Below are 20376 nucleotides of genomic sequence, written 5' to 3'. Positions count from 1 at the left end.
CGGGGAGCGGGCCACGGACCGCGGGCGGGCGCCGCGTCAGGAGGTCTGCGCCGTGTCGTACAGCGCCTGCGCCTCGTTGCCGAAGTACGGCCCGAACATGCGGTTCGGCAGGAACGTGTACCCGAAGCTGTTCACCGAGACCTGGAGCCCGGTCCCGGTCGCCTCGCTGAAGCCGGTGAACCAGGGGCCGCCGCTGGACCCGCCGGTCATGTTGCAGCCGAGGCCGTGGTCCTGCGAGAACAGGAAGTCCTTGGAGGAGTTCCCGCTGCAGTAGACCAGCTTGGACCCGTCGTACGGGGAGGCCGCCGGGAAGCCGAAGGCGTACATCGGCTTGTTGTAGCCGCCGTTGAACTGGATGCCCTGCGCGCCGGTGACGGCCGTCAGCCTCTGGCCGTTCAGCGGGGCGACGACGGCGGCGCCGACGTCGTGGTTGATGTCCTCGCTCGCCTCCCACTGCGGCGTGGTGAGCGTCCTGGTCGCGGTCCACCGCCCGTACGGCGCCTGCCCGTTGTCGTACGCGGGGACGAAGACCCAGTCGGTGTGCCAGCTGCCCTGGTACTTCACGCAGTGCCCGGCCGTGATGACGGTGGACTGGTTCTGGCTGGTCACGGCGTTGCCGGAGCAGGACGCCGTACGGCCCTGGAAGGTGAAGAACACCCGCCCGGACGTCTTCACGACCGCGCCGCCGCCGGTCCAGGCGCCCCCGGCCTGCGGGAACGCCAGGGGGCCCGCGGCGTCCGCCGACGCGGCGGTCGGGGCGACCGTGACCGTCTCGCCGCCCGGCTCCGGGGCCTTGGGGGCGGCCGGCCGGGCCGGGGTGGGACGCAGGTCGAGCGGGGTGGCGCCGCGCATCCGCTCGGCGGTCCAGAACGCGGCCGCGTCCCGCTGCTCGGCGGCGGGCACGACGCGGGCGGCGACCGCCGGGCCGGCTTCGGGGGCGGGCGCGGCGGCCGCCGGGGCGGCGGCGGACAGGGCGCCGGTGAGGAGGGCCGCCGTGGCGAGCAGGACGGCCGCGGGCGAGCGATGGCGTCTCACACGTGTCTCCTTCTGCCGTGCCCGGGCGGTCGCCGAGGACCACCCGGGCAGGGGGGGTGGGGGGACGAAGGGATGGGGTGCGGATCGCGGTACCGGATCGGGCTGCGTGAGGCAGAGTGCCACGGCCGTCGTGAGGTTGTCAGGGGCGCGTCACTGATTCTTTACTGACCCGTCAACAGTTTCGCGAAACAGCGGCTGTCCTCGTGGTGCCGGTAGAGGCCGAACCTCTCGCACGGCTCGTAGCCGCTGGACAGGTACAGCGCGATGGCCTCCGGCTGCTTGGTCCCCGTCTCCAGGACCATCCGCCGCCGCCCCGCCGCGCGGGCGTCCTCCTCCAGGAGGGCCAGGATGCGCCGGGCCAGACCCCGGCCGCGCTCCTCGGGGACCACGTACATCCGCTTCAGCTCGGCGTCGCCGTCCGCGTAGCCCTCGCCGTTCTCGTCCATGGCGCGCCAGCCGCCCGTCGCGACCGGGCGGCCGCGCTCGTCGTGCGCCATCAGGTAGAGGCCGTGGGGCGGCCGGAACATGGCCGGATCGAGGGGGGTCTCGTCCCCCTCGCCGTCGTACCGCTCGGCGTACTCGAGCTGCACCTGGTCGTTGAGCTTGACGGCGTCGGGGTGGTCGAACGGCATGGGCTGGATAATCATGCGAGGCATCGTACTTCTATGCGGAATGGGGCGGCGGGCCGCGTCTCGGGACTGTCGTATTGTGCCGGGATGCTCACTGTGACGACCGCCAATGTCAACGGCCTCCGCGCCGCCGCCAAGAAGGGGTTCGTGGAGTGGCTGGCCGGAACGGCCGCCGACGTGCTCTGCCTCCAGGAGGTCCGGGCCGACGCGGCCCAGCTGCCCGAGGAGGTCCGGGCACCCGAGGGCTGGTACGCGGCGCACGCCCCGGCCGCCGCCAAGGGCCGCGCGGGCGTCTCCCTCTACACGCGGCGCGAGCCGGACGCGGTGCGGGTCGGCTTCGGGGTGAGCGAGTTCGACGCGTCCGGCCGCTACCTGGAGGCCGACCTGCCGGGTCTCACGGTCGCCAGCCTCTACCTGCCGTCCGGCGAGGTGGGCACGGAGCGCCAGGACGAGAAGGTCCGCTTCATGGACGCCTTCCTGCCGTACCTGAAGGAGCTGAGGGAGCGCGCGGCGGCGGACGGCCGCGAGGTCCTGGTGTGCGGCGACTGGAACATCGCCCACCGGGAGGCCGACCTGAAGAACTGGCGCGCCAACCGCAAGAGCTCCGGCTTCCTCCCGGAGGAGCGGGCCTGGCTCGGCCGCGTCCTCGACGAGGCGGAGTACGTCGACGTGGTCCGCGCGCTCCACCCCGACCAGGAGGGCCCGTACTCGTGGTGGTCCTACCGGGGCCGCGCCTTCGATAATGACTCGGGGTGGCGCATCGACTACCACATGGCCACGCCCGGCCTGGCGTCCCGCGCCCTGAAGGCCTGGGTGGAGCGCGCCGCGACCCACGCGGAACGCTGGTCGGACCACGCCCCGGTGACGGCGGTCTACGGCCCCTGACCCGTGCCGTCCCGCCCGCTCCTCCCCGGTGCGCACCGGGGGCAGGCGCAGGGCGGCCAGACGGAGGAGTGCAGGGGGGTGAGCCTCTCCCGGCTGTGCACGGCGGTGCGCTCGCTCCAGGTGCGCCCGCCGTCGCGGGAGACCCGCAGGGTCAGCAGCGGCCGTCCGCCGTCGGCGGGGCCTCCGGTGGTGTCGCGGGGGGTCACCGGTGGCCCTGCCGGTGCCGGCGGAGGAGGACGTTGCAGTCGGAGACGGCCGACCTGTCGCCCCGGGCGCGCGCCCGGGACCGCGCGGCGACGAGCTCGGCGCAGTCCGGGCACGCCCCGGCCGGATCCGGCTCCCGCTCCCACCGCAGCGGGAGTTCGACCGGGGGAGTGCTGTGGCGTGTCGGTTCGGTGGTCATGTCGGCCCACGCTAGGGACGGCTCTGACCAGCGGCAATGGCAGTTCCACTCATGATCGGCGAGTAGTGCCACGCACCGTCACACGGGCAGCCCCACCGTGTCGGCGAGGGAGCGCATCGTCCCGGTCAGGGTCCGCCGCCTGGCGATGATGCGGCCGAGGATGTCACGGGCGTAGCGCTGGTTCGGCAGCCACTGCGGGGCGGCGGCGCGGATGCCCGCCAGGGTGTCGACGGCCGGTCCGTACTGCCGGGTCATCGTGTACGCGTTGGCCACGTCGAGGAGGTGGCGGTTGCGGTTGTTCGACGTGGGGCGCAGCCCTCCCGTCGGGATCCTCTCCGCCAGCGCCAGCACCACGTCCGGACGGTCCATGACCATGGCGTTCTCCGTCCGCTTGAGCGTCACCGTGACGGGGCCGAACGCCCGGAGGAAGTCCCCGTCCGGGGCGAACTCCCGTCCCAGCGCCACGGCGGAGGCGTGGGCCAGCCGCAGCGCGTCCTCGGCCTCCTCGGGCCTGTTGTCCCGCACCGCGGCGGCGGACAGGCGCAACAGCAGCCACCCCCACGCGCCGAGCTCGTCCGGTGTCGCCCGGGAGAGGCGGGGTTCCGTCTCGTCCGCCCACCGGACGGCCAACTCCCGTGCCTCGCCGAGCCGTCCTCGCCGCAGCAGGAGCCAGCACATCGTGTTGACCGTCGACGCGCCCTGCAGTCGGTCCGCTGAGCCCGCCAGGGCGGCGTCGAGGGACCACTCGGCGGCTTCGAACTGGCGGGTCTGCGTCAGGAGCCAGCCGGTGAGCTGCAGGAGGCGTACGCGCAGGGCGCGCCCTTCCGGGCCGAGCCGCGCCAGGGTGTGGGCGTCGCGGAGCAGTGGGGGCAGGACCGTGCGGAGTTCCGCGAACCGGTCGCCGGAGAACAGGGGCGTGACGGCGTCGAGCGCGGCGCGCACGCCTTCCACGGTGGGCGGCTCGTCGGGTTCGGCCGTGTCCGCCGGCGGGGCGGTGAGCGCCTCCCTGACGGGGGCCCAGGCGTCGAGGACGAGAGTGCTCGCGCCCTCCTCGGCCGGTTCCGCCACGAGGCGCGAGGTGGACACTCCGAGCGCGGCGGCGAGCCGGCGGACCGTTTCCAGGCGGGCGTCCTGCCGCTCGCCCTGTTCCAGCTTCCGGATCAGCGACACGGACACCCCGGACTCGCTCGCCAGCCCCCGCTGCGTCATCCCGCGACGCTTCCGGACGTCCCTGAGCCGGTCACCCAAGTTGGCAGGCATAGGCCGAGAGTACGCGCGCGGCCCGGCCCGCGCAGGGCCCCGGCGGACCCGTGCTCCCGGCGGCGCCCGCACGTCCCGCCGCCCCGGACCGGACCCGACCGGGCGTCAAGTGGCCCCGCCGTCAAGGCGGTCCGTCGTGGAGGGGCGGGTCGCGGATGTCCACGCCGATGACGTGGCGTCCGCCATCTGGAGTATCGTACTGGTGGCTGAGTGTTACCACTCGGTCACGAAAGTGATCTTGCTCGCGGGGCGCCGTTCCTCGCGCGGCCGGCACCAGAGGAGCGCGAACTCCCGTGGTACTTGTTCACCCCCCGCTTCGCTCCGGTGCGGGCTGTAGGACCGTCTCCCCGCGGGGGCGGCGGACGTCGCGAGGCCGCCACCCGCGGGCGGGGGCGGTGGCCGGATGGTAGGTCGCGACCTCAACCCCTCCGACCATCCGAGGAAGGAGGTCCGCCGGGTCCTGGAGAAGTGGGCCGGGCGCGGCTGGAAGCTCCGCAAGGAGGGCCACTGGGGCAAGCTGTACTGCCCGTGCGGGGCGGAGTGCACCACCATCCCGGTCTCCGGGTCGCCCCGGAACGACGGGGCCCACGCGCGCCGGGTGGACCGGCTGGCGTCCCGCTGCCCCCTCCCGCCGGATGCGCCGAACCGCAGTCTCACCGGTCGGTCACGCGACTAGTCACGAGAACGTTTGTCCATGTTTGACCCTATTTTGCTGTTGACGAATGTCAACAGCTCTGCGACTGTGGTGAAGGACTAGGGGGCCAACATGGATTACGACTTCACCTTTGTCGTCTCCGGCGTGGATGTGGACGACCAGGCTGCCGTCGACGCCTTGCTGGAGAGTTGCGACGCACTGTTGGCCCGAGCCGGTGGCGTGGATCTCCTGAGCGTGACCGGCTCCGGTGAATCGGCCATCGAGGCGGCGCTGACCGCCGTGTCCGCCGCCCGCGGCGCGGTGCCGCAGCTGCGGGTGTGCCGTCTGGACCGCGACCTGGTCGGCGTCCACGAGATCGCCGAGCGGACGGGGCGTTCGCGGCAGAACGTCAGCCAGTGGATCGCCGGCGACCGCAAGGCGCAGGGCGAGCCCTTCCCGGCCCCCGAGGGGACCGTGGGCAGGTCGCGGGCCTGGCTGTGGAGCGAGGTCAACCAGTGGCTCGCCGCCCACGGCCTCGACGACGGGGCCGCCTACCCCACGCGCGCCGAGATGGCGGAGATCGACGTGGCGCTCGCCACCTCGGTGTCCGTCACCCTCAGCTTCACGGCCGCCGGGACCCCCGGCTTCGAGGCCGCCCGCGAGAGGGTGGTCGACGAGCTGCGGAACAAGCACATCCCGGGGTTCATGGAGTTCCTGGCGGGCGTCGCCCACACGACGGACGAGAAGGGGGCGCACGTCGTGGTGGTGGCGGACCCGGGCGAACCCGCCCGCGGCGTGATGGAGTACGTGTCGAGCTTCGGGCACGACGTCATCCTCATCACGGCGACCGACCAGTTCATGGCCACGGTGCTGTCCACGCGCGGCCGGCTCGGGCCCACGGAGATCGTCACCGTGTCGCGGGAGTCCACGGTGGGCGAGTGGCTCCGCCTGGTGCAGGAGAACCCGCAGGCGGCGTTCGCCCTGGAGACCTCGGAGGCGCTGGACGAGGAGGTCGCCCCGATCCAGCGGCGCCTGGCCATCGCCGCGTAGGCGTCCCCGGGGCCTTCGCCCTGGGCCGTACGGGCTGACGCGGGACCGGTACGGCCGTGCGGGCGCGCGCGTCGCCCCCGACCGCGCGGCGGCCGGTGGCAGCGTGACCGGGTGCTCCCCGTGTCCCTCGCCGCGCTCGTCGCCCTCGCCGCCCTCGCCTCCGGTCCCGCCCTCCCGTCCGCTCCCGCCCTTCCGCCCGGCCCCGCCGCCCCGCCCGGCGCCACCGACGTGGTGGTCACCGAGCAGGCGTCGCGGCGCGTCGTCGTGTTCGACGGGGCGCGGCGGGTGTGGGGGCCGGCGGCCGAGCGGTGGGCGTTCTCGCCCGTCGGGGACCCCCGGTACGCCGACGCGGACCCCGGCCGCAGCTGGGTGCACCCGAACGAGGCCAAGCTGCGCCGGTGGCGGGGCCGCACGTACCTGCTGACCACCGCCTCGTACGGCTTCGCCGCCGTCGTCGCCTACCCGTCGGGCGCCCGCCACTGGGCCGCCGCCCTCGCGCCCGGCACCATCCGGGTCAACCCGCACAGCGCCGAACTGCTCCCGGACGGCTCCGTCGCGGTCGCGGGCAGCACCGGGGACGTGGTCCGGCTGTACGAGCCGCCGCCCGGCGGGCGGTACGCGGCGTTCACGCTGGACGACGCGCACGGGCTGGAGTGGGACGAGCGCCTCGGCGTGCTGTGGGCGCTCGGCGGCGACCGGCTCGTGGCGCTGCGCGCGGGGCGCGAGGACGGGCGGCCCGTGCTGCGGCAGGTGGACCGGGTGCCGCTGCCCGACCCGGGCGGCCACGACCTGGGCCAGGTGGCGCGGCGCCCGGACCGGCTGTGGGTGAGCACCGGCGGGGCCGTCTACCAGTACGTCAAGAGCCGCCGCGCCTTCGTGCGGGACTACCCGGGCGCCGCCGCCGTGAGCCGCCCGCGCGTGAAGTCCGTGGGCGACGAGCCCCGCACCGGCCGGATCCTGTCGACCGTCCCGGAGCGGGGCCTGGCGGAGTCCTGGTGGACGACGACCGCGGCCGTGCACCGCCCGGCGGGCGCGTACCGCCTGGCGGGCGGCGGCATCTACAAGGCCCGCTGGTGGGGCGCCCCGCCGCCGTGACGGCGGCCGGTCACGCGCCCCGGGCCTCGCTGCCGAGCACCTCGCGCAGGCGGCGGTCCAGCGCCATCGACAGCTCCGCGTCCACCACGCTCTTGGCGAGCGGGCGCAGCCGGCCCAGGTCCTCGTCGCGCGCGTGGGCGTGGAGCAGGTCCGCGAACAGCTTCGCGAGGGCGTCCGCGTGGGTGCGCACGTCGCGGGCGGCGCCGAGCACCGCCGCCAGCGGGACGCCCTCCCGCACCAGCGCGGAGGACACGTCCAGCAGCCGGCGGCTGACGTGGACGATCTCCTCGCCGTCCGTCGCGAGGTAGCCCAGGTCGAGGGCGGCGGCGAAGTTCTCGGCGGTGACCTGGTCGCCGAAGTGGTCGGCCAGCTGCTCCGGGGTGAGCCGTACCGGCTCCTCCTCCGTGGGTTCGCCGAGGCCCAGCACCTCGCCCACGTCCCGGCCGCTCTCGAAGGCGGCGGCCAGGTCCGCGATGCCGTTGAGGGTGTGGCCGCGCTCCAGCAGCGCCGCGATGGTGCGCAGCCGGGCCAGGTGGTGGGGGCCGTACCAGGCGATGCGCCCCTCGCGGCGCGGAGGCGGTATCAGCCCGCGCTCGCGGTAGAAGCGGAGTGTCCGGGGGGTGATGCCGGCCGCCTCGGCCAGCTCCTCCATGCGGTATTCACGGTCCTCACCCTCGTTCGCCACGTCGGCCACCCTATGACGTACCAGCGGTAACTTTCCTCGTCCCGCCCTCTACCGCCGGGTAGGGAGCTGCTCTACCCTCCGGACAGTGCCAGTGATTGGTGGCAGAGTCTTGGGAGGCGGCATGAGCGACCACGCGCGCGAACACGTACGAGTGGCGGTGATCGGATCCGGCTTCGGCGGCCTCGGTGCCGCCGTCCGGCTGCGCCGGGAGGGCGTCACCGACTTCGTCGTCCTGGAGCGGTCCGACTCGGTCGGCGGCACCTGGCGGGACAACAGCTACCCCGGCTGCGCCTGCGACGTCCCGTCGCACCTGTACTCGTTCTCGTTCGCGCCCCACCCCGACTGGCCCCGCACCTTCTCCGGGCAGCCGCACATCCGCGCGTACCTGGAGCGCGTCACCGACACCTTCGGGCTCCGGCCCCACCTGCGCCTGGGGCACGAGGTGCTGACGGCCCGCTGGGACGCCGAGGCGCTGCGCTGGGAGGTGGAGACCTCGCGCGGCACCCTCACCGCCGACGTGGTCGTCTCCGCGACCGGGCCGCTGTCCGACCCCAAGGTCCCGGACGTGCCCGGCCTCGACGGCTTCCGCGAGGCGGGCGGCAAGGTCTTCCACTCCGCCCGCTGGGACCACGACTACGACCTGACCGGCAAGCGCGTCGCGATGATCGGCACCGGCGCCTCCGCCATCCAGATCGTCCCCGCCATCCAGCCGCAGGTCGGCCGCCTCACCCTCTTCCAGCGCACCCCTCCGTGGGTCATGCCGCGCATGGACCGCGCCGTCACCGGCGCCGAGCGCTGGCTCCACCGGAAGCTGCCGGCCACCGGCAGGGCCCGCCGGGGCGTCCTGTGGGGCATCCGCGAGCTCCAGGTCGGCGCGTTCACCAAGCGGCCCGAGGCGCTGGGCCTGGTCGAGGCGCTCGCCAAGGCCAACATGCACCGCGCCGTGAAGGACCCCGCCCTGCGCGCCAAGCTGACCCCGTCGTACCGGATCGGCTGCAAGCGCATCCTGCTCTCCAACGACTACTATCCGGCCCTCGCCCGCCCGAACGTCGACGTCGTCGCCGCCGGACTGAGCGAGGTGCGCGGCCGGACCGCCGTCGGCGCGGACGGCTCCGAGGCCGAGGTCGACGCGATCGTCTTCGGCACCGGCTTCCACGTCACGGACATGCCGATCGCCGACCGCGTCGTGGGCGCCGAGGGCGTCACCCTCGCGGAGGCCTGGAAGGACGGCATGGAGGCGCTGCGCGGCGCGACCGCCGCCGGGTTCCCCAACTGGATGACGATCATCGGCCCCAACACCGGGCTCGGGAACTCCTCGATGATCCTCATGATCGAGTCCCAGCTGAACTACATGGCCGACTTCCTGCGCCGACTGGACCTCCTCGGCGAGGGCCGGGCCCTCGCCCCCCGCCCCGCCGCCGTCGCCGCGTGGAACCGGCGCGTCCAGGCGCGGATGGAGCGCACGGTGTGGAAGTCCGGCGGCTGCGACAGCTGGTACCTGGACGCCAACGGCCGCAACACCACGCTGTGGCCGGGCACCACGGCCGAGTTCCGGCGGGCGACGCGGAGCGTGGACATGGGCGAGTACGAGGTGGTGCGGGCGCCCGGGGAGGCCGGTGCGCCCCGCTCCGGGAAGGCGCCGCTGGGCGCCTCCCGCGGCCGCGAGGAGGCCGCCGCGTGAACCCGACCCCGTACGCGGCGGCCACCCCCCGCACGCTGACCGCCGTCTCCGCCGACGGCCAGTCCCTGCACGTCGAGGTGTACGGCCCCGAGGGCGCCCCCGCCGTCGTCCTGGTCCACGGCTGGACCTGCTCCACCGACTTCTGGGCCGCCCAGGTGCGGGACCTCGCCACCGACCACCGCGTCGTCGTCTACGACCAGCGCGGCCACGGCGCCACCCCGCCCGCCGCCGCGTCCTCCGGCTACTCCACGGACGCCCTCGCCGACGACCTGGAGGCGGTCCTCGCCGCCGCCCTCGCCCCCGGCGAGAAGGCCGTCCTGGCCGGGCACTCCATGGGCGGCATGACGCTGATGGCCGCCGCCGGGCGCCCCGCCCTGCGGGACCGCGCCGCCGCCGTCCTGCTGTGCAGCACGGGCGCGTCCCGGCTGGTCCCCGAGTCCCTCGTCATACCGCTGCGCCCCGGCGCGCTGCGCACCCGGATCACCGGCGCGATCCTCGGCGCCCGCGCCCCGCTCGGGCCGGTCACGCCCGTGTCGAAGGCGATCCTCAAGTACGCCACGATGGGCCCCGGTTCGGCGCCCGACCGGGTCGCGGAGTGCGCCCGCATCGTGCACGCCTGCCCGCGCGCCGTGCGCGTCGCCTGGTCGCACGTGCTCGCCGGACTCGACCTGGAGGCCGGTGTCCGCGCCCTGGACGTGCCCGCCGTGGTCGTCGCCGGCGCCGCCGACCGGCTCACCCCGCCGGTCCACGCCCGCGCGCTGGCCGCCGCCCTGCCGCGGTGCGTCGGCCTGGACGTGCTGCCCGGCGTCGGGCACATGACGCCCGTCGAGGCGCCCGAGGCCGTCACGGCGCGCCTGCGCGAGCTGTCCGCGGCGTACCTGGGCGACGACGACACCGACCGCGACGACGAGAGGGAAGAGGAAGCCGTATGAGCAGGGTCAGCCTGGAGGGACAGGTCGTCGTCGTCACCGGCGGCGCGCGCGGCGTCGGCGAACTGCTGGCCCGCAAGCTCTCCGCGCGCGGCGCGAAGATCGCGCTCGTGGGACTCGAACCGGACGAGCTGAAGCGGGTGTCGGAGCGGCTGCACACCGAGAGCGACTGGTGGCACGCGGACGTCACCGACCACGAGGTGATGGGGCGGGTCGCGTACGAGGTGAAGGAACGCTTCGGCAAGGTGGACGTCGTCGTCGCCAACGCCGGTGTGGCGACGGGCGGCCCGTTCGCGGACTCCGACCCGGTCGCCTGGCGGCGCGTCATCGAGGTCAACCTCGTCGGCGGCGCCGTCACCGGGCGGGCCTTCCTGCCCGTACTGCTGGAGAGCCGCGGGTACTTCCTCCAGATCGCCTCGCTCGCCGCCATCACGCCGGCGCCGATGATGACGGCGTACTGCGCGTCCAAGTCGGGCGTGGAGGCGTTCGCGCACTGCCTGCGCACCGAGGTCGCCCACCGGGGCGTGCGGGTCGGGGTCGGGTACCTGTCGTGGACGGACACCGACATGGTGCGGGGCGCCGACCAGGACGAGGTGATGCGGGAGTTGCGGCAGCGGCTGCCGTGGCCGGCGAACCGCACCTACCCGCTGGGTCCGGCCGTCGACCGGATCGTCGACGGTGTCGAGCGGCGCTCGGCGCACGTGTACGCCCAGTGGTGGCTGCGCGGCATGCAGTCCGTACGGGGCTACCTGCCGGGGATCATCACGGCGGTGGGCCGGCGCGAGATGCGGCGCTTCGAACCCCGGTTGGCGGGCATGTCGAAGGGGCTGGTGGGCGCGGGGGGCGCCGCCGACGAGCGGGCGCGTGCGGAGCGTGACTGATCGAAATGCGCGGTATGTCCGCTCATGCCAGGCTGGTCGGCGCGGGGCCGGTAACGGCTCCGCGTTCCCCCGACCCGTGTAGGAGTGAAACCCGGTATGGGCATCTCTGACCAGTTCAAGGACAAGGCCGAGCAGCTGCAGCAGCAGGGCAAGCAGCGCGCGCAGGGCATGAAGGACGAGGCGCAGCAGCGCATGCAGCAGCGCAAGGGCAAGCAGCAGGGCCAGCCCGAGCGCGGCCGTCCGATGGACCGCGACCAGGACGAGACGGCGCGCGGCAGGCAGGACCGCCTCGACGACGAGTACGACGAGGTCTGACCCCGCCTCCCCTTCCCCGTGCCCCGGGCAGCCCCGCTGCCCGGGGCACGCGCGTGCGGGCGCCCTGCCGGGCGGGGGCGTCCTTCCGGGCGGGGCGGGGCCGTCCTTCCGGGCGCGGGCGGCGCGCGGCCGCCCGCGGGACGTCACAAGGGGTGCGGGACGGGGGCGCGCGGACGGGGCCTTCGGGTTTCCGGCCGCCGTGCGGCGGGTCTTCGGGGGCTTCTCCGGCAGGCCGCGACGCGAACCTCCGGGGACTCCTCCCGTCCTCCCGCCGGGCGGCGCCCGCGCGCCCCCCACCTCGCCGGACGGCGCCCGCGCGCCCCCGCCGCGCGGACCGCGGGAGGGGAGGGCGAAGTCGCCGCCGCCGAGGGGCCACGGCGGGGGCCGCCCGTCACGACGGGGCGGTTCGGCCCGGGAGCGCCCGGACCACCGGCGTACCCGGTCCGGGCCGTGGCTCCCGTACCCGGTCCGGGCCGTACCCCGGACGCGGCCGGGCACGGCCGGGCCCGGGCGGACGCGCCGCCGCTCTCCCGTTCAGGGGCGGGGCGGCAGCGGGGGACGGGAGAGGTTCGGGGTGGCCGAGTAGTCCGGGGGGCTGGACGGCGGGTTCTTCTTCAGGAGCTCCAGCGCCAGGTCCACCGCGTCCGCGAGCTGCCGGTGGCGGCCCTCCGCCCAGTCCAGCGGGGTGCGTTCGATCTCGATGTCCGGCTCGACGCCGTGGTTCTCCACCCCCCACCCGTACGCCTCGAACCAGGCCGCGTTCATCGGCACGGTGATCACCGTGCCGTCGCCCAGCCGGTGGCGGCCCGTCATGCCGACCACGCCGCCCCAGGTGCGCTGCCCGACGACCGGGCCGAGGCCCTGGAGCTTGAACACCGCCGTGATCATGTCGCCGTCCGACGACGTGGCCTCGTCCGCCAGCGCGACGACCGGCCCGCGCGGCGAGTTCGACGCGTACGACACCGGCTGGGCGTTCCGCGTGAGGTCCCAGCCCAGGATCCGGCGCGTCAGCTTCTCGACGACCAGCTCGCTGATGTGCCCGCCCGCGTTGCCGCGCACGTCCACGATGAGCGCCGGCCGCGACACCTCCAGCCGCAGGTCCCGGTTGAACTGCGCCCACCCGGAGCCGCCCATGTCGGGGATGTGCAGGTACCCGCACCGGCCGTCGCTCAACTCCCGTACGACCTCGCGGCGCTTGGCCACCCAGTCCTGGTACCGCAGCGGCCGCTCGTCGACCAGCGGCACGACCGCCACGCGCCGCGGCCGGCCCGCCTCGCCGTCCGCCGGGCCGAACGTCAGTTCCACCGTCGTCCCGCCCGCCGCCGAGAGCAGCGGGTACGGCCCCGTCACCGGATCCACCGGCCGCCCGTCCACGTGCGTGAGGACCGCGCCCTCCCGGATGCCCGTGCCGGCCAGTGGCGAACGCGCCTTGGAGTCCGACGAGTCGCCCGGCAGGATCCGCTTGACGACCCACTTCCCGTCCCTGCACACCAGGTTCGCACCGAGCAGCCCCATCGCGCGCTGGTAGTGCGGCGGGCCCTCGTTGCGCCGCGAGGGCGTGACGTACGCGTGGGAGGTGCCCAGCTCGCCGAGGACCTCCCGCAGCAGGTCGGCGAACTCGTCGGGCGACGCGACCCGTTCGACGAGCGGCCGGTACTGGTCCAGGACGCCCGACCAGTCGATGCCGGCCATGTCCGGCTCCCAGAACAGGGCCCGCGTGATGCGGCCCGCCTCGTCGTACGCCTGCCGCCACTCGGCGCCCGGGTCCACCTCGTGCCGGATGCGCCGGGCGTCCACGTACACGGTCGTGTCGGGGTCGCCCGTCTCGTTCGCGGGGACGGCCCGCAGGTCGCCCTCGTCGACCACGACCAGCCGCGTCCCGTCGCCGCTCACCGCGAACCAGTCCAGGTGCGCGACCAGTTCCGTCTTGCGGGCCTTGGTCAGGTTGAAGTGCTCCAGCGTCGGCCGCTCCGAGGGGTCCGACGGGTTGACGAACGTCTCGCCCAGCGCGCCCGAGATGGGCCAGCGCAGCCACACCAGTCCGCCGCCGCTCACCGGGTGCAGCGACGAGTACTTCGACGCGGCGACCGGGAACGGCGTCACCCGGCTCTCCAGCCCCTCCACCTCGACCAGCACGGTCCCGTCGCCGGCCTGCTCCTCCTCGCCCGGGTCCAGCCCGCCCGCCGCCGGGCGCCCCTCCGGGGAGAGCGCGAACGGCGACGGCGTCGTCGACGCCAGCGGTACCAGGTACGGGCGGCAGCCCAGCGGGAACGACAGATCGCCGGTGTGCACGTCGTACACCGGGTCGAAGCCGCGCCAGGACAGGAAGGCCAGGTAGCGGCCGTCCCGCGTGAACACCGGGCTCTCGTCCTCGAAGCGGCCGTTCGTCACGTCGACGACCAGCCGGTCCTTGATGCGGGCCATCTTGATCTGCCGCAGCGACCGGCCGATGAACGGGTGCGACCAGGTCAGCCACGCCCCGTCCGGCGAGAACGCCAGGTCGCGCACGGGGCCGTTCTCCGAGCGGATCAGCTCCGTCACCACACCGGCGGGGGCCGCCGGGCCGGCCGGGGCCGCGGTGTCCGCCGGACCGGCCGGGGCCGCCGTGCCCGCCGCACCGGCCGGGGCCGAGGCGTCCGCCGCGGCCCCCGCCGGGCCCTCCGGTGCCGCCGGGTCCGTGAGCCGCCTCAGGCGCCCGGTCCGCACCCCGTCCCCGTCGCCCCCCGCCGGCTCCGCCGTCCCCGCCGCCTCCACCGTCTCCTCCGACACGTCCAGCAGCAGCAGCCGCCCGTCGTGCGAGGCGATGGCGAGCCGTTCCCCGTCCGGATCGGAGACCATCTCCAGCACGCGCCCCAGCCGCCCCGCGGCGAGCCGGCGCGGCTCCCGCTGGCCGCTGGCGCGCGGCAGGTACGCGACCTCGACGGCGTCCTCGCCCTCCGCGTCCGTCACGTACGCGACGCGCCCGCCGTCCAGCATCTCCGGCAGCCGGACCCGCACGCCCGGGGTGTCGGCGATCGACCGGGCCGGCCCGTCGCGGTGCGTGAGCCAGTACAGGCTGCCGCGCACGCAGACGGCGCTGGCCCGGCCGGTCTCGTCGACGGACACCGACTGCAGGTGCTGGGCGGCCGGCACCTGGTACGTGCGCCGTCCGGCGCGCGGCCCGCCGAGCCGTACCGCGAGCCTCCGCGGCCGCGCGTCGGGGGCCAGGGAGTCCACCATCCACAGGTCGCCCGCGCACTGGTAGACGACCCGGCGCCCGTCGGAGGAGGCGTGCCGGGCGTAGAACGCGTCGTGGTCGGTGTGGCGCCGCAGGTCGGAGCCGTCGGGCCGGCACGAGTACAGGTTGCCGACGCCCTCGTGGTCGGAGAGGAACGCGATCCGGCCGGCCACGAACATCGCGCAGTCCAGGTGGCCCCCGAGGTCCGGCAGCAGCCGCTCGCCGTGCAGCCACAGCCGCCCGGTCGCCCCGCCCCGGTACCGCTTCCAGGCGGCCGGCTCGTGCGGCGGCTTCCCGGTCAGCAGCAGCGTGCGGTGCTCCCCGTCGACGTCGGCGACCTGGATGTCGGCGCACGGCCCCCACGGCAGGCGGCGGCCCGGACTGCCGTCGACGGACACCTTGTACGCCCACGAGAAGTGCGAGAACGGCTGCCCGTGCGACGCGACGGCCAGGATGTTGCCGTCGGGGTCCCAGCCGCACACGCGGGTGTCCAGCGACCCCCAGTACGACAACCGCCGCGCCGGGCCGCCGTCGACCGGCACGAGGTGGATCTCCGGGTCGAGGCTGCGCCAGCTCGTGTACGCGACGTGCCGCCCGTCCGGCGAGAAGCGGGGGTGCCCGACTCTCGTCCGGTCGACGGTGAGCCGCCAGGCGCGGCCGGGGGACCCGCCCTCGGCGACGAGCGGGGCGATCCACAGATCGTCCTCGGCCGCGAAGCACAGCAGATCGTCGTGGACGTGGGGATACCTGAGGTACGCGCCGTCGCTGCTCACAGGTTCATGCTTTCCGCGCCGCGGGAGCACGGCAACTCGACCGGCGGATCGGGCCGGTGTTCGTGACGCAGGACACGTACGAAACGGTTTCGTTTCGCTCTCCGGGCGGCCTAGGGTGGAGGTGTACGAAACCGTTTCGTTCGGATGGAAGCGCCCATGGCCCGCAGCAGACTCACCCCGGAACGCGAGTCGGAGCTGTACGAGACCGTCATCGACCTCCTCGGGGAGGTCGGCTACGACGGGCTCACCATGGACGCCGTCGCCACCCGCACGCGCTCCAGCAAGGCGACCCTCTACCGCCAGTGGGGGAGCAAGCCCGAGCTGGTCGCCCAGTCGCTGCGGCACCACAAGCCCGTACGGATCGCGGAGATCGACACCGGCTCGCTCCGGGGCGACTTCCACGAGATGATCGGGCGTTCCGACGACTGCCGCATGGAGAAGGACTCCGCGATGATGCGGGGCCTCGCCCATGCCGTCAGCGAGAACCCCGAACTCCACCAGGCGCTGCGCGAGCTGCTGTTCGAACCCGAGATGACCGGGCTCGACCAGGTCCTGCGCCGCGCCGTGGAGCGGGGCGAGATCGCCGCCGACAACCCGGCGCTCGGCCTGGTCCCGCACATGATGATCGGCGCCGTCGTCGCCCGCCCCCTCATCGAGGACCGGCCGGTCGACCAGGCGTACCTCACCACCTACGTGGACGCCGTGGTGCTCCCCGCCCTCGGCGCCCCCTGACCCGTCCCGCCCCGCCGGGGCGGACCACCCGGGCCGGCCGGCCCCGGCACTCCCCATGCCGGAAGCGCGCCGCGCCCGGGACCGCAGCACCTGACACGTACCGCTCACGCTGTCGGGCCGACTCCCCAAACGTCCTGCCCTGTCCACTCATCACGGGAGTACGCCCCAGTGGCCACGTTCCTCTACAAACTCGGCCGGTTCGCCTTCCGGCGCCGCCACGTCGTGACCCTCCTGTGGGTCGCGCTGCTGGCCCTCGCCGGAGTGGGCGCCGCGTCCGCGCCGGCAGCCACCTCCAGCTCCTTCTCCATGCCCGGTACGGAGGCCCAGAAGGCCTTCGACCTGCTGGAGGAACGATTCCCCGGCGGTAGCGCCGACGGCGCCACCGCGCGCGTCGTCTTCAAGGCGCCCGACGGGCAGAAGATGACCGACCCGGCGAACAAGGCCCGCGTCGACAAGGCCGTCGCGGACCTCCGCGCGGGCTCCGACCAGGTCGCCGACGTCACCGACCCGTACGCCGCGCAGGCCGTCTCACGCGACGGCACCACCGCGTACATCCATGTCACGTACGAGGCCAACGGCATGGAGCTGACCGACGCCACGCGCGACGCGCTGACGGAGACCGGCACCGAGGCGCAGAAGAGCGGACTGACCGTCGAGATCGGCGGCGACGCCCTCCAGGCGATGCCGGAGACCGGCACGGGCGAGATCATCGGCGTCGTCGTCGCCGGCATCGTCCTCGTCATCACCTTCGGCTCGCTCATAGCCGCCGGCCTGCCGCTGCTCACCGCGATCATCGGCGTCGGCATCGGAGTCTCGTCGATCACCGCCCTCGCCGACGCGCTGGACCTCGGCTCCACCACCGGCACCCTGGCCACGATGATCGGCCTCGCCGTCGGCATCGACTACGCCCTGTTCATCGTCTCCCGCTACCGCGCCGAACTGGCCGAGGGCCACGACCGCGAGGAAGCCGCCGGCCGCGCGGTCGGCACGGCCGGCTCGGCCGTCGTCTTCGCCGGTCTGACCGTCGTCATCGCCCTGGTCGGCCTCGCCGTCGTCAACATCCCGATGCTGACGAAGATGGGCGTCGCCGCCGCCGGCACGGTCGCCGTCGCCGTGCTGATCGCGCTCACCCTCATCCCGGCGCTCCTCGGCTACGCGGGCGGGCGCGTCCTCGGCCGCAAGGCCCGCAAGGAACTCGCCGCCCGCGAGGCCGCCGGGCACGGCGACGCCGACGGGGCCGCGCCGAACGCCGGAACCCGCTGGGCCCGCTTCGTCCTGCGCCGCCCCGTCGCCGTCCTGCTCGTCGGCGTCGTCGGCCTCGGCGCGCTCGCCGTGCCGGCCGCCTCCCTGGAGATGGGCCTGCCCGACGACGGCGCCCAGCCGACCTCCACCACCCAGCGCCGCGCGTACGACCTGCTCTCCGACGGCTTCGGCCCCGGCTCCAACGGCCCGCTGATGGTCGTCGTGGACGGCGACAAGGAGGCCGCCGCCCGGGCCGCCGACACGATCAAGGGCCTCGACGGCGTCGCCGCCGTCACCCCGCCCACCCCGAACAAGGCCGGCGACACGGCCATGATCACCGTGGTGCCGAAGGACCGTCCGTCCTCCAAGGCCACCGAGGACCTCGTCCACGACATCCGCGACACGACCGGCGACGACGTCCTCGTCACCGGCCAGACCGCGATGAACATCGACTTCTCGCAGAAGATGAACGACGCGCTGCTGCCCTACCTGGCGCTCGTCGTCGGCCTCGCCTTCCTGCTGCTGATGGTCGTCTTCCGGTCCGTGCTCGTGCCGCTCAAGGCCGCCCTCGGCTTCCTCCTGTCGGTGGTCGCCGCCCTCGGCGCCGTCGTCGCGGTCTTCCAGTGGGGCTGGCTCGGCTCGGTCTTCGGCGTGGAGCAGACCGGCCCGATCATGAGCATGATGCCGATCTTCATGGTGGGCGTCGTCTTCGGCCTCGCCATGGACTACGAGGTCTTCCTCGTCACCCGCATGCGTGAGGCGTACGTCCACGGCGAGCGGCCCGGCGAGGCGATCGTCACCGGCTTCCGCCACGGCGCCCGCGTCGTCACCGCCGCCGCCGTCATCATGATCGCCGTCTTCGCGGGCTTCATCGGCTCCAGCGAGCAGATGGTGAAGATGATCGGCTTCGGCCTCGCCACGGCCGTCCTGTTCGACGCGTTCGTCGTCCGCATGGCCGTCGTCCCGGCCGTCCTCGCCCTGCTCGGCCACCGGGCCTGGTGGCTCCCGCGCTGGCTGGACCGCGTCCTGCCGAACGTCGACGTCGAGGGCGAGGGCCTGCGCAAGGAACTCGCCGACCACACCGGCCGCCCCGGCGACCCGGACGCCGACCAGGAGCGGGAGCTCGTACGGGTGTGACACCCCCGGTCCGGGGTCCCTCGGGCGGCGGACGGAAGGCGCACCGCGCCGGTACGCCGCCCGGGTGACGCCCGGCCCCCGCCCGGCCCTCCGCCGCCATCCCGCCGGCGCGCGCGATCAGCGCGTGACCGGCGCGGTGGCGGCGGTGTACGTACGGCGCAGGAAGCCGCGCAGCGCCGACGAGTCGAACTGGACGACGGAGGTGCCCTCCGGCGAGTGGAACTCGACCACCGTCTGCACCCGCCCGCACGGCCACACGTCGACGTCCCCGTCGTGCGCGGGCGCCCGCAGCCCCGTCTCCAGCAGCGTGCGCGGACACGTCCAGCTGCCGCCGGGCAGCACGAACCGCACGGCCCCCGGCTCCGCCCCGGGGTCGTAGCGCAGCGCCACCGGCACCGGCCGGGACAGCGGCCCGTCCGTCACGACCATGCCCCGGGCCCGCACCTCCACCAGGCGCCCGGACCGCGCGGGGCCCGCGGCCCCCACGGCCGCGCGGGAGTCGTCGGAACGGGACCCACCGCCCGGGCGGGCCTCTTCGGGGTGTGCGTCGGCGGGGCACATCACCGGCTCCTCTGCTCGCCGTCACCTGCTCGTTTCGCCTACCCCCCAATGTCCCACCCATCCGCCGGCCGCGCCCGGGACCGCTTTTCGTACCCCACTCGCTCTTGCAAGGTGTTTGCAGGAGCGGTCATCATCGAACGGCCGGATACCGTCGAACGTCCGAAAGCGGTCCCTCCATGCATGTGCCCGACGGATTCATCAACGCACCCGTGTCCGCGGCCGCCGGCCTCGTCGCCGCGGGCGCCGTCGCGGCGGGCCTGCGCGGCGCCCGCCGCGAGCTGGGGGAGGAGCGCACGGCACCGCTGGCGGGCCTGGTCGCCGCGTTCGTCTTCGCCGTGCAGATGCTGAACTTCCCGGTCGCCGGCGGCACCAGCGGCCACCTGCTGGGCGGCGCGCTCGCCGCGATACTCGTCGGTCCGTGGACGGGCATGCTGTGCATCGCCGTCGTCCTGCTCATGCAGGGCGTGCTGTTCGCGGACGGCGGGCTCACCGCACTCGGCGTCAACGTCACGGTCATGGGCGGGGTCACGGTCCTCGTCGCGTACGGGCTGTTCCGCGCCCTGGTGAAGGTGCTGCCGCGCACCCGCCGCTCGGTGACCGCCGCCACGTTCGCGGCGGCGTTCGTCTCCGTACCGGCGTCGGCGGCGGCCTTCACGCTGGTCCACGCGGTCGGCGGCACCACCGACGTGCCCGTCGGCAAGGTCCTCGCCGCCATGCTCGGCGTGCACCTGCTGATCGGCCTCGGCGAGGCCGTCATCACGACGGCGACGGTCGGCGCGGTCCTCGCCGTGCGCCCCGACCTCGTGTACGGCGCGCGCGGCCTGTCCGTGCCGCTGAAGCTCCGGGTCGGCGGCGAACTGGTCGACGCGGCGCCCGCCCCGCGCCCCGCCCCGGCCTCCGCCGGCACGCGCGGGGTGTGGGCGGCCGGCCTCGCCGTGTCCGTCCTGCTGGCCGGATTCGTGTCCTTCTACGCCTCCGCGAGCCCCGACGGCCTGGAGCGGGTCGCCGCCGACCACGGCCTCGACCGGGAGGTGCGGGAGCACGCCGCGGCGGACTCCCCGCTCGCCGACTACGGCGTGAGGGACGTCCAGGACGCCCGCCTGTCCGGGGGGCTGGCGGGCACCATCGGCGTCGGCGCGACGCTCGCGCTCGGCACGGGCGTGTTCTGGGTGACGCGCCGACGCCGTACCCCCACCGCGACCGGGACCGCCCGCCCGAGGGAAACCGTCTGA

18 protein-coding genes are annotated in these 20376 nt (G+C 74.7%); 11 read left to right on the top strand and 7 right to left on the bottom strand.

Annotation, left to right across the window (positions count from 1 at the left end; translation table 11 throughout):
• Window positions 1-36 precede the first annotated feature (36 nt).
• Together IE106_RS11160 and IE106_RS11155 are read right to left on the bottom strand one after the other, a co-directional pair.
• A complete protein-coding gene (locus tag IE106_RS11160) occupies window positions 37-1035 on the bottom strand; it encodes a trypsin-like serine peptidase (RefSeq protein WP_189532552.1) in 999 nt (332 codons plus the stop codon).
• Window positions 1036-1196: 161 nt separating this feature from the next.
• Window positions 1197-1682 carry a GNAT family N-acetyltransferase gene (locus tag IE106_RS11155; protein WP_189532550.1) on the bottom strand — a complete coding sequence of 162 codons (486 nt, stop codon included), beginning with the start codon at window positions 1680-1682 and terminating at the stop codon, window positions 1197-1199.
• A gap of 69 nt (window positions 1683-1751) precedes the next feature.
• Between IE106_RS11155 and IE106_RS11150 the strand changes: the two genes are divergently transcribed.
• Window positions 1752-2549 (top strand): exodeoxyribonuclease III, encoded by a 798-nt coding sequence (locus IE106_RS11150; protein WP_189532548.1) that lies wholly within the window; start codon window positions 1752-1754, stop codon window positions 2547-2549.
• Window positions 2550-2751: 202 nt separating this feature from the next.
• Here IE106_RS11150 and IE106_RS11145 read toward each other — a convergent pair whose 3' ends face one another.
• Window positions 2752-2952: a hypothetical protein gene (locus tag IE106_RS11145; protein WP_189532546.1), complete on the bottom strand. Its 201-nt coding sequence runs from the start codon at window positions 2950-2952 to the stop codon at window positions 2752-2754.
• A 78-nt stretch (window positions 2953-3030) separates the two neighbouring features.
• Complete coding sequence (locus IE106_RS11140; protein WP_189532544.1) at window positions 3031-4212, bottom strand: helix-turn-helix domain-containing protein; 1182 nt, start codon at window positions 4210-4212, stop codon at window positions 3031-3033.
• Window positions 4213-4615: 403 nt separating this feature from the next.
• On the opposite strand from IE106_RS11140, the gene IE106_RS11135 reads away from it, so the two are divergent.
• From IE106_RS11135 to IE106_RS11125, 3 genes are all read left to right on the top strand, one after another.
• Window positions 4616-4888, top strand: coding sequence for a hypothetical protein (locus tag IE106_RS11135; RefSeq protein ID WP_189532542.1), 273 nt, complete (start codon window positions 4616-4618; stop codon window positions 4886-4888).
• A gap of 90 nt (window positions 4889-4978) precedes the next feature.
• A complete protein-coding gene (locus IE106_RS11130) occupies window positions 4979-5896 on the top strand; it encodes a helix-turn-helix transcriptional regulator (RefSeq protein WP_189532540.1) in 918 nt (305 codons plus the stop codon).
• Between the two features lie 111 nt (window positions 5897-6007).
• A complete protein-coding gene (locus IE106_RS11125) occupies window positions 6008-6991 on the top strand; it encodes a DUF6528 family protein (RefSeq protein WP_229840275.1) in 984 nt (327 codons plus the stop codon).
• A gap of 10 nt (window positions 6992-7001) precedes the next feature.
• Here IE106_RS11125 and IE106_RS11120 read toward each other — a convergent pair whose 3' ends face one another.
• Window positions 7002-7643 (bottom strand): MerR family transcriptional regulator, encoded by a 642-nt coding sequence (locus tag IE106_RS11120; RefSeq protein WP_189533167.1) that lies wholly within the window; start codon window positions 7641-7643, stop codon window positions 7002-7004.
• 154 nt (window positions 7644-7797) lie between these two features.
• On the opposite strand from IE106_RS11120, the gene IE106_RS11115 reads away from it, so the two are divergent.
• The 4 genes from IE106_RS11115 to IE106_RS11100 all read left to right on the top strand — a co-directional run bounded on the left by IE106_RS11115 (window position 7798) and on the right by IE106_RS11100 (window position 11482).
• A complete protein-coding gene (locus tag IE106_RS11115) occupies window positions 7798-9357 on the top strand; it encodes a flavin-containing monooxygenase (RefSeq protein WP_189532538.1) in 1560 nt (519 codons plus the stop codon).
• On the top strand, window positions 9354-10289 hold the full coding sequence (locus tag IE106_RS11110; protein WP_189532536.1) for an alpha/beta fold hydrolase: 936 nt from the start codon (window positions 9354-9356) through the stop codon (window positions 10287-10289). Before IE106_RS11115 ends, IE106_RS11110 begins: the two co-directional genes overlap by 4 nt.
• Entirely contained in the window at window positions 10286-11167 is an 882-nt protein-coding gene (locus tag IE106_RS11105; RefSeq protein WP_189532534.1) for an SDR family oxidoreductase, read from the top strand. Before IE106_RS11110 ends, IE106_RS11105 begins: the two co-directional genes overlap by 4 nt.
• 96 nt (window positions 11168-11263) lie before the next feature.
• Window positions 11264-11482, top strand: a complete 219-nt coding sequence (locus tag IE106_RS11100) for a hypothetical protein (RefSeq protein WP_189532532.1) — start codon at window positions 11264-11266, stop codon at window positions 11480-11482.
• 534 nt (window positions 11483-12016) lie between these two features.
• On the opposite strand, the gene IE106_RS11095 is transcribed toward IE106_RS11100, so the two are convergent.
• Entirely contained in the window at window positions 12017-15472 is a 3456-nt protein-coding gene (locus tag IE106_RS11095; RefSeq protein WP_189532530.1) for a S41 family peptidase, read from the bottom strand.
• A gap of 156 nt (window positions 15473-15628) precedes the next feature.
• Here IE106_RS11095 and IE106_RS11090 point away from each other — a divergent pair, with 156 nt between their 5' ends.
• Both IE106_RS11090 and IE106_RS11085 read left to right on the top strand, forming a co-directional pair.
• Window positions 15629-16204, top strand: a complete 576-nt coding sequence (locus IE106_RS11090) for a TetR/AcrR family transcriptional regulator (protein WP_189532528.1) — start codon at window positions 15629-15631, stop codon at window positions 16202-16204.
• A gap of 168 nt (window positions 16205-16372) precedes the next feature.
• The gene (locus IE106_RS11085; protein ID WP_189532526.1) at window positions 16373-18583 is read left to right on the top strand and encodes an MMPL family transporter; all 2211 of its coding nucleotides are present in this window, start codon (window positions 16373-16375) and stop codon (window positions 18581-18583) included.
• 117 nt (window positions 18584-18700) lie between these two features.
• Here the strand turns inward: IE106_RS11085 and IE106_RS11080 are convergent, their stop codons facing one another.
• Window positions 18701-19012, bottom strand: a complete 312-nt coding sequence (locus tag IE106_RS11080; protein ID WP_229840273.1) for an SsgA family sporulation/cell division regulator — start codon at window positions 19010-19012, stop codon at window positions 18701-18703.
• A 308-nt stretch (window positions 19013-19320) separates the two neighbouring features.
• On the opposite strand from IE106_RS11080, the gene IE106_RS11075 reads away from it, so the two are divergent.
• Window positions 19321-20376 carry an energy-coupling factor ABC transporter permease gene (locus IE106_RS11075; RefSeq protein WP_189532522.1) on the top strand — a complete coding sequence of 352 codons (1056 nt, stop codon included), beginning with the start codon at window positions 19321-19323 and terminating at the stop codon, window positions 20374-20376.

It is taken from the genome of Streptomyces roseolilacinus (assembly GCF_014649335.1).
GTDB lineage: Bacteria > Actinomycetota > Actinomycetes > Streptomycetales > Streptomycetaceae > Streptomyces > Streptomyces roseolilacinus.
Note: the sequence above shows the minus strand (reverse complement) of the source record. Positions and strands in the feature narration are given on the sequence as shown.

Excerpts from the sequence above, each read along its gene's own strand:
- IE106_RS11150 (WP_189532548.1), top strand. The coding sequence starts at position 1,752 with ATGCTCACTGTGACGACCGCCAATGTCAACGGCCTCCGCGCCGCCGCC.
- IE106_RS11100 (WP_189532532.1), top strand. The coding sequence starts at position 11,264 with ATGGGCATCTCTGACCAGTTCAAGGACAAGGCCGAGCAGCTGCAGCAG.
- IE106_RS11075 (WP_189532522.1), top strand. The coding sequence starts at position 19,321 with ATGCATGTGCCCGACGGATTCATCAACGCACCCGTGTCCGCGGCCGCC.
- IE106_RS11105 (WP_189532534.1), top strand. The coding sequence starts at position 10,286 with ATGAGCAGGGTCAGCCTGGAGGGACAGGTCGTCGTCGTCACCGGCGGC.
- IE106_RS11120 (WP_189533167.1), bottom strand. The coding sequence starts at position 7,643 with ATGGAGGAGCTGGCCGAGGCGGCCGGCATCACCCCCCGGACACTCCGC.
- IE106_RS11135 (WP_189532542.1), top strand. The coding sequence starts at position 4,616 with ATGGTAGGTCGCGACCTCAACCCCTCCGACCATCCGAGGAAGGAGGTC.
- IE106_RS11155 (WP_189532550.1), bottom strand. The coding sequence starts at position 1,682 with ATGATTATCCAGCCCATGCCGTTCGACCACCCCGACGCCGTCAAGCTC.
- IE106_RS11140 (WP_189532544.1), bottom strand. The coding sequence starts at position 4,212 with ATGCCTGCCAACTTGGGTGACCGGCTCAGGGACGTCCGGAAGCGTCGC.
- IE106_RS11145 (WP_189532546.1), bottom strand. The coding sequence starts at position 2,952 with ATGACCACCGAACCGACACGCCACAGCACTCCCCCGGTCGAACTCCCG.
- IE106_RS11115 (WP_189532538.1), top strand. The coding sequence starts at position 7,798 with ATGAGCGACCACGCGCGCGAACACGTACGAGTGGCGGTGATCGGATCC.
- IE106_RS11130 (WP_189532540.1), top strand. The coding sequence starts at position 4,979 with ATGGATTACGACTTCACCTTTGTCGTCTCCGGCGTGGATGTGGACGAC.
- IE106_RS11080 (WP_229840273.1), bottom strand. The coding sequence starts at position 19,012 with ATGGTCGTGACGGACGGGCCGCTGTCCCGGCCGGTGCCGGTGGCGCTG.
- IE106_RS11090 (WP_189532528.1), top strand. The coding sequence starts at position 15,629 with ATGGCCCGCAGCAGACTCACCCCGGAACGCGAGTCGGAGCTGTACGAG.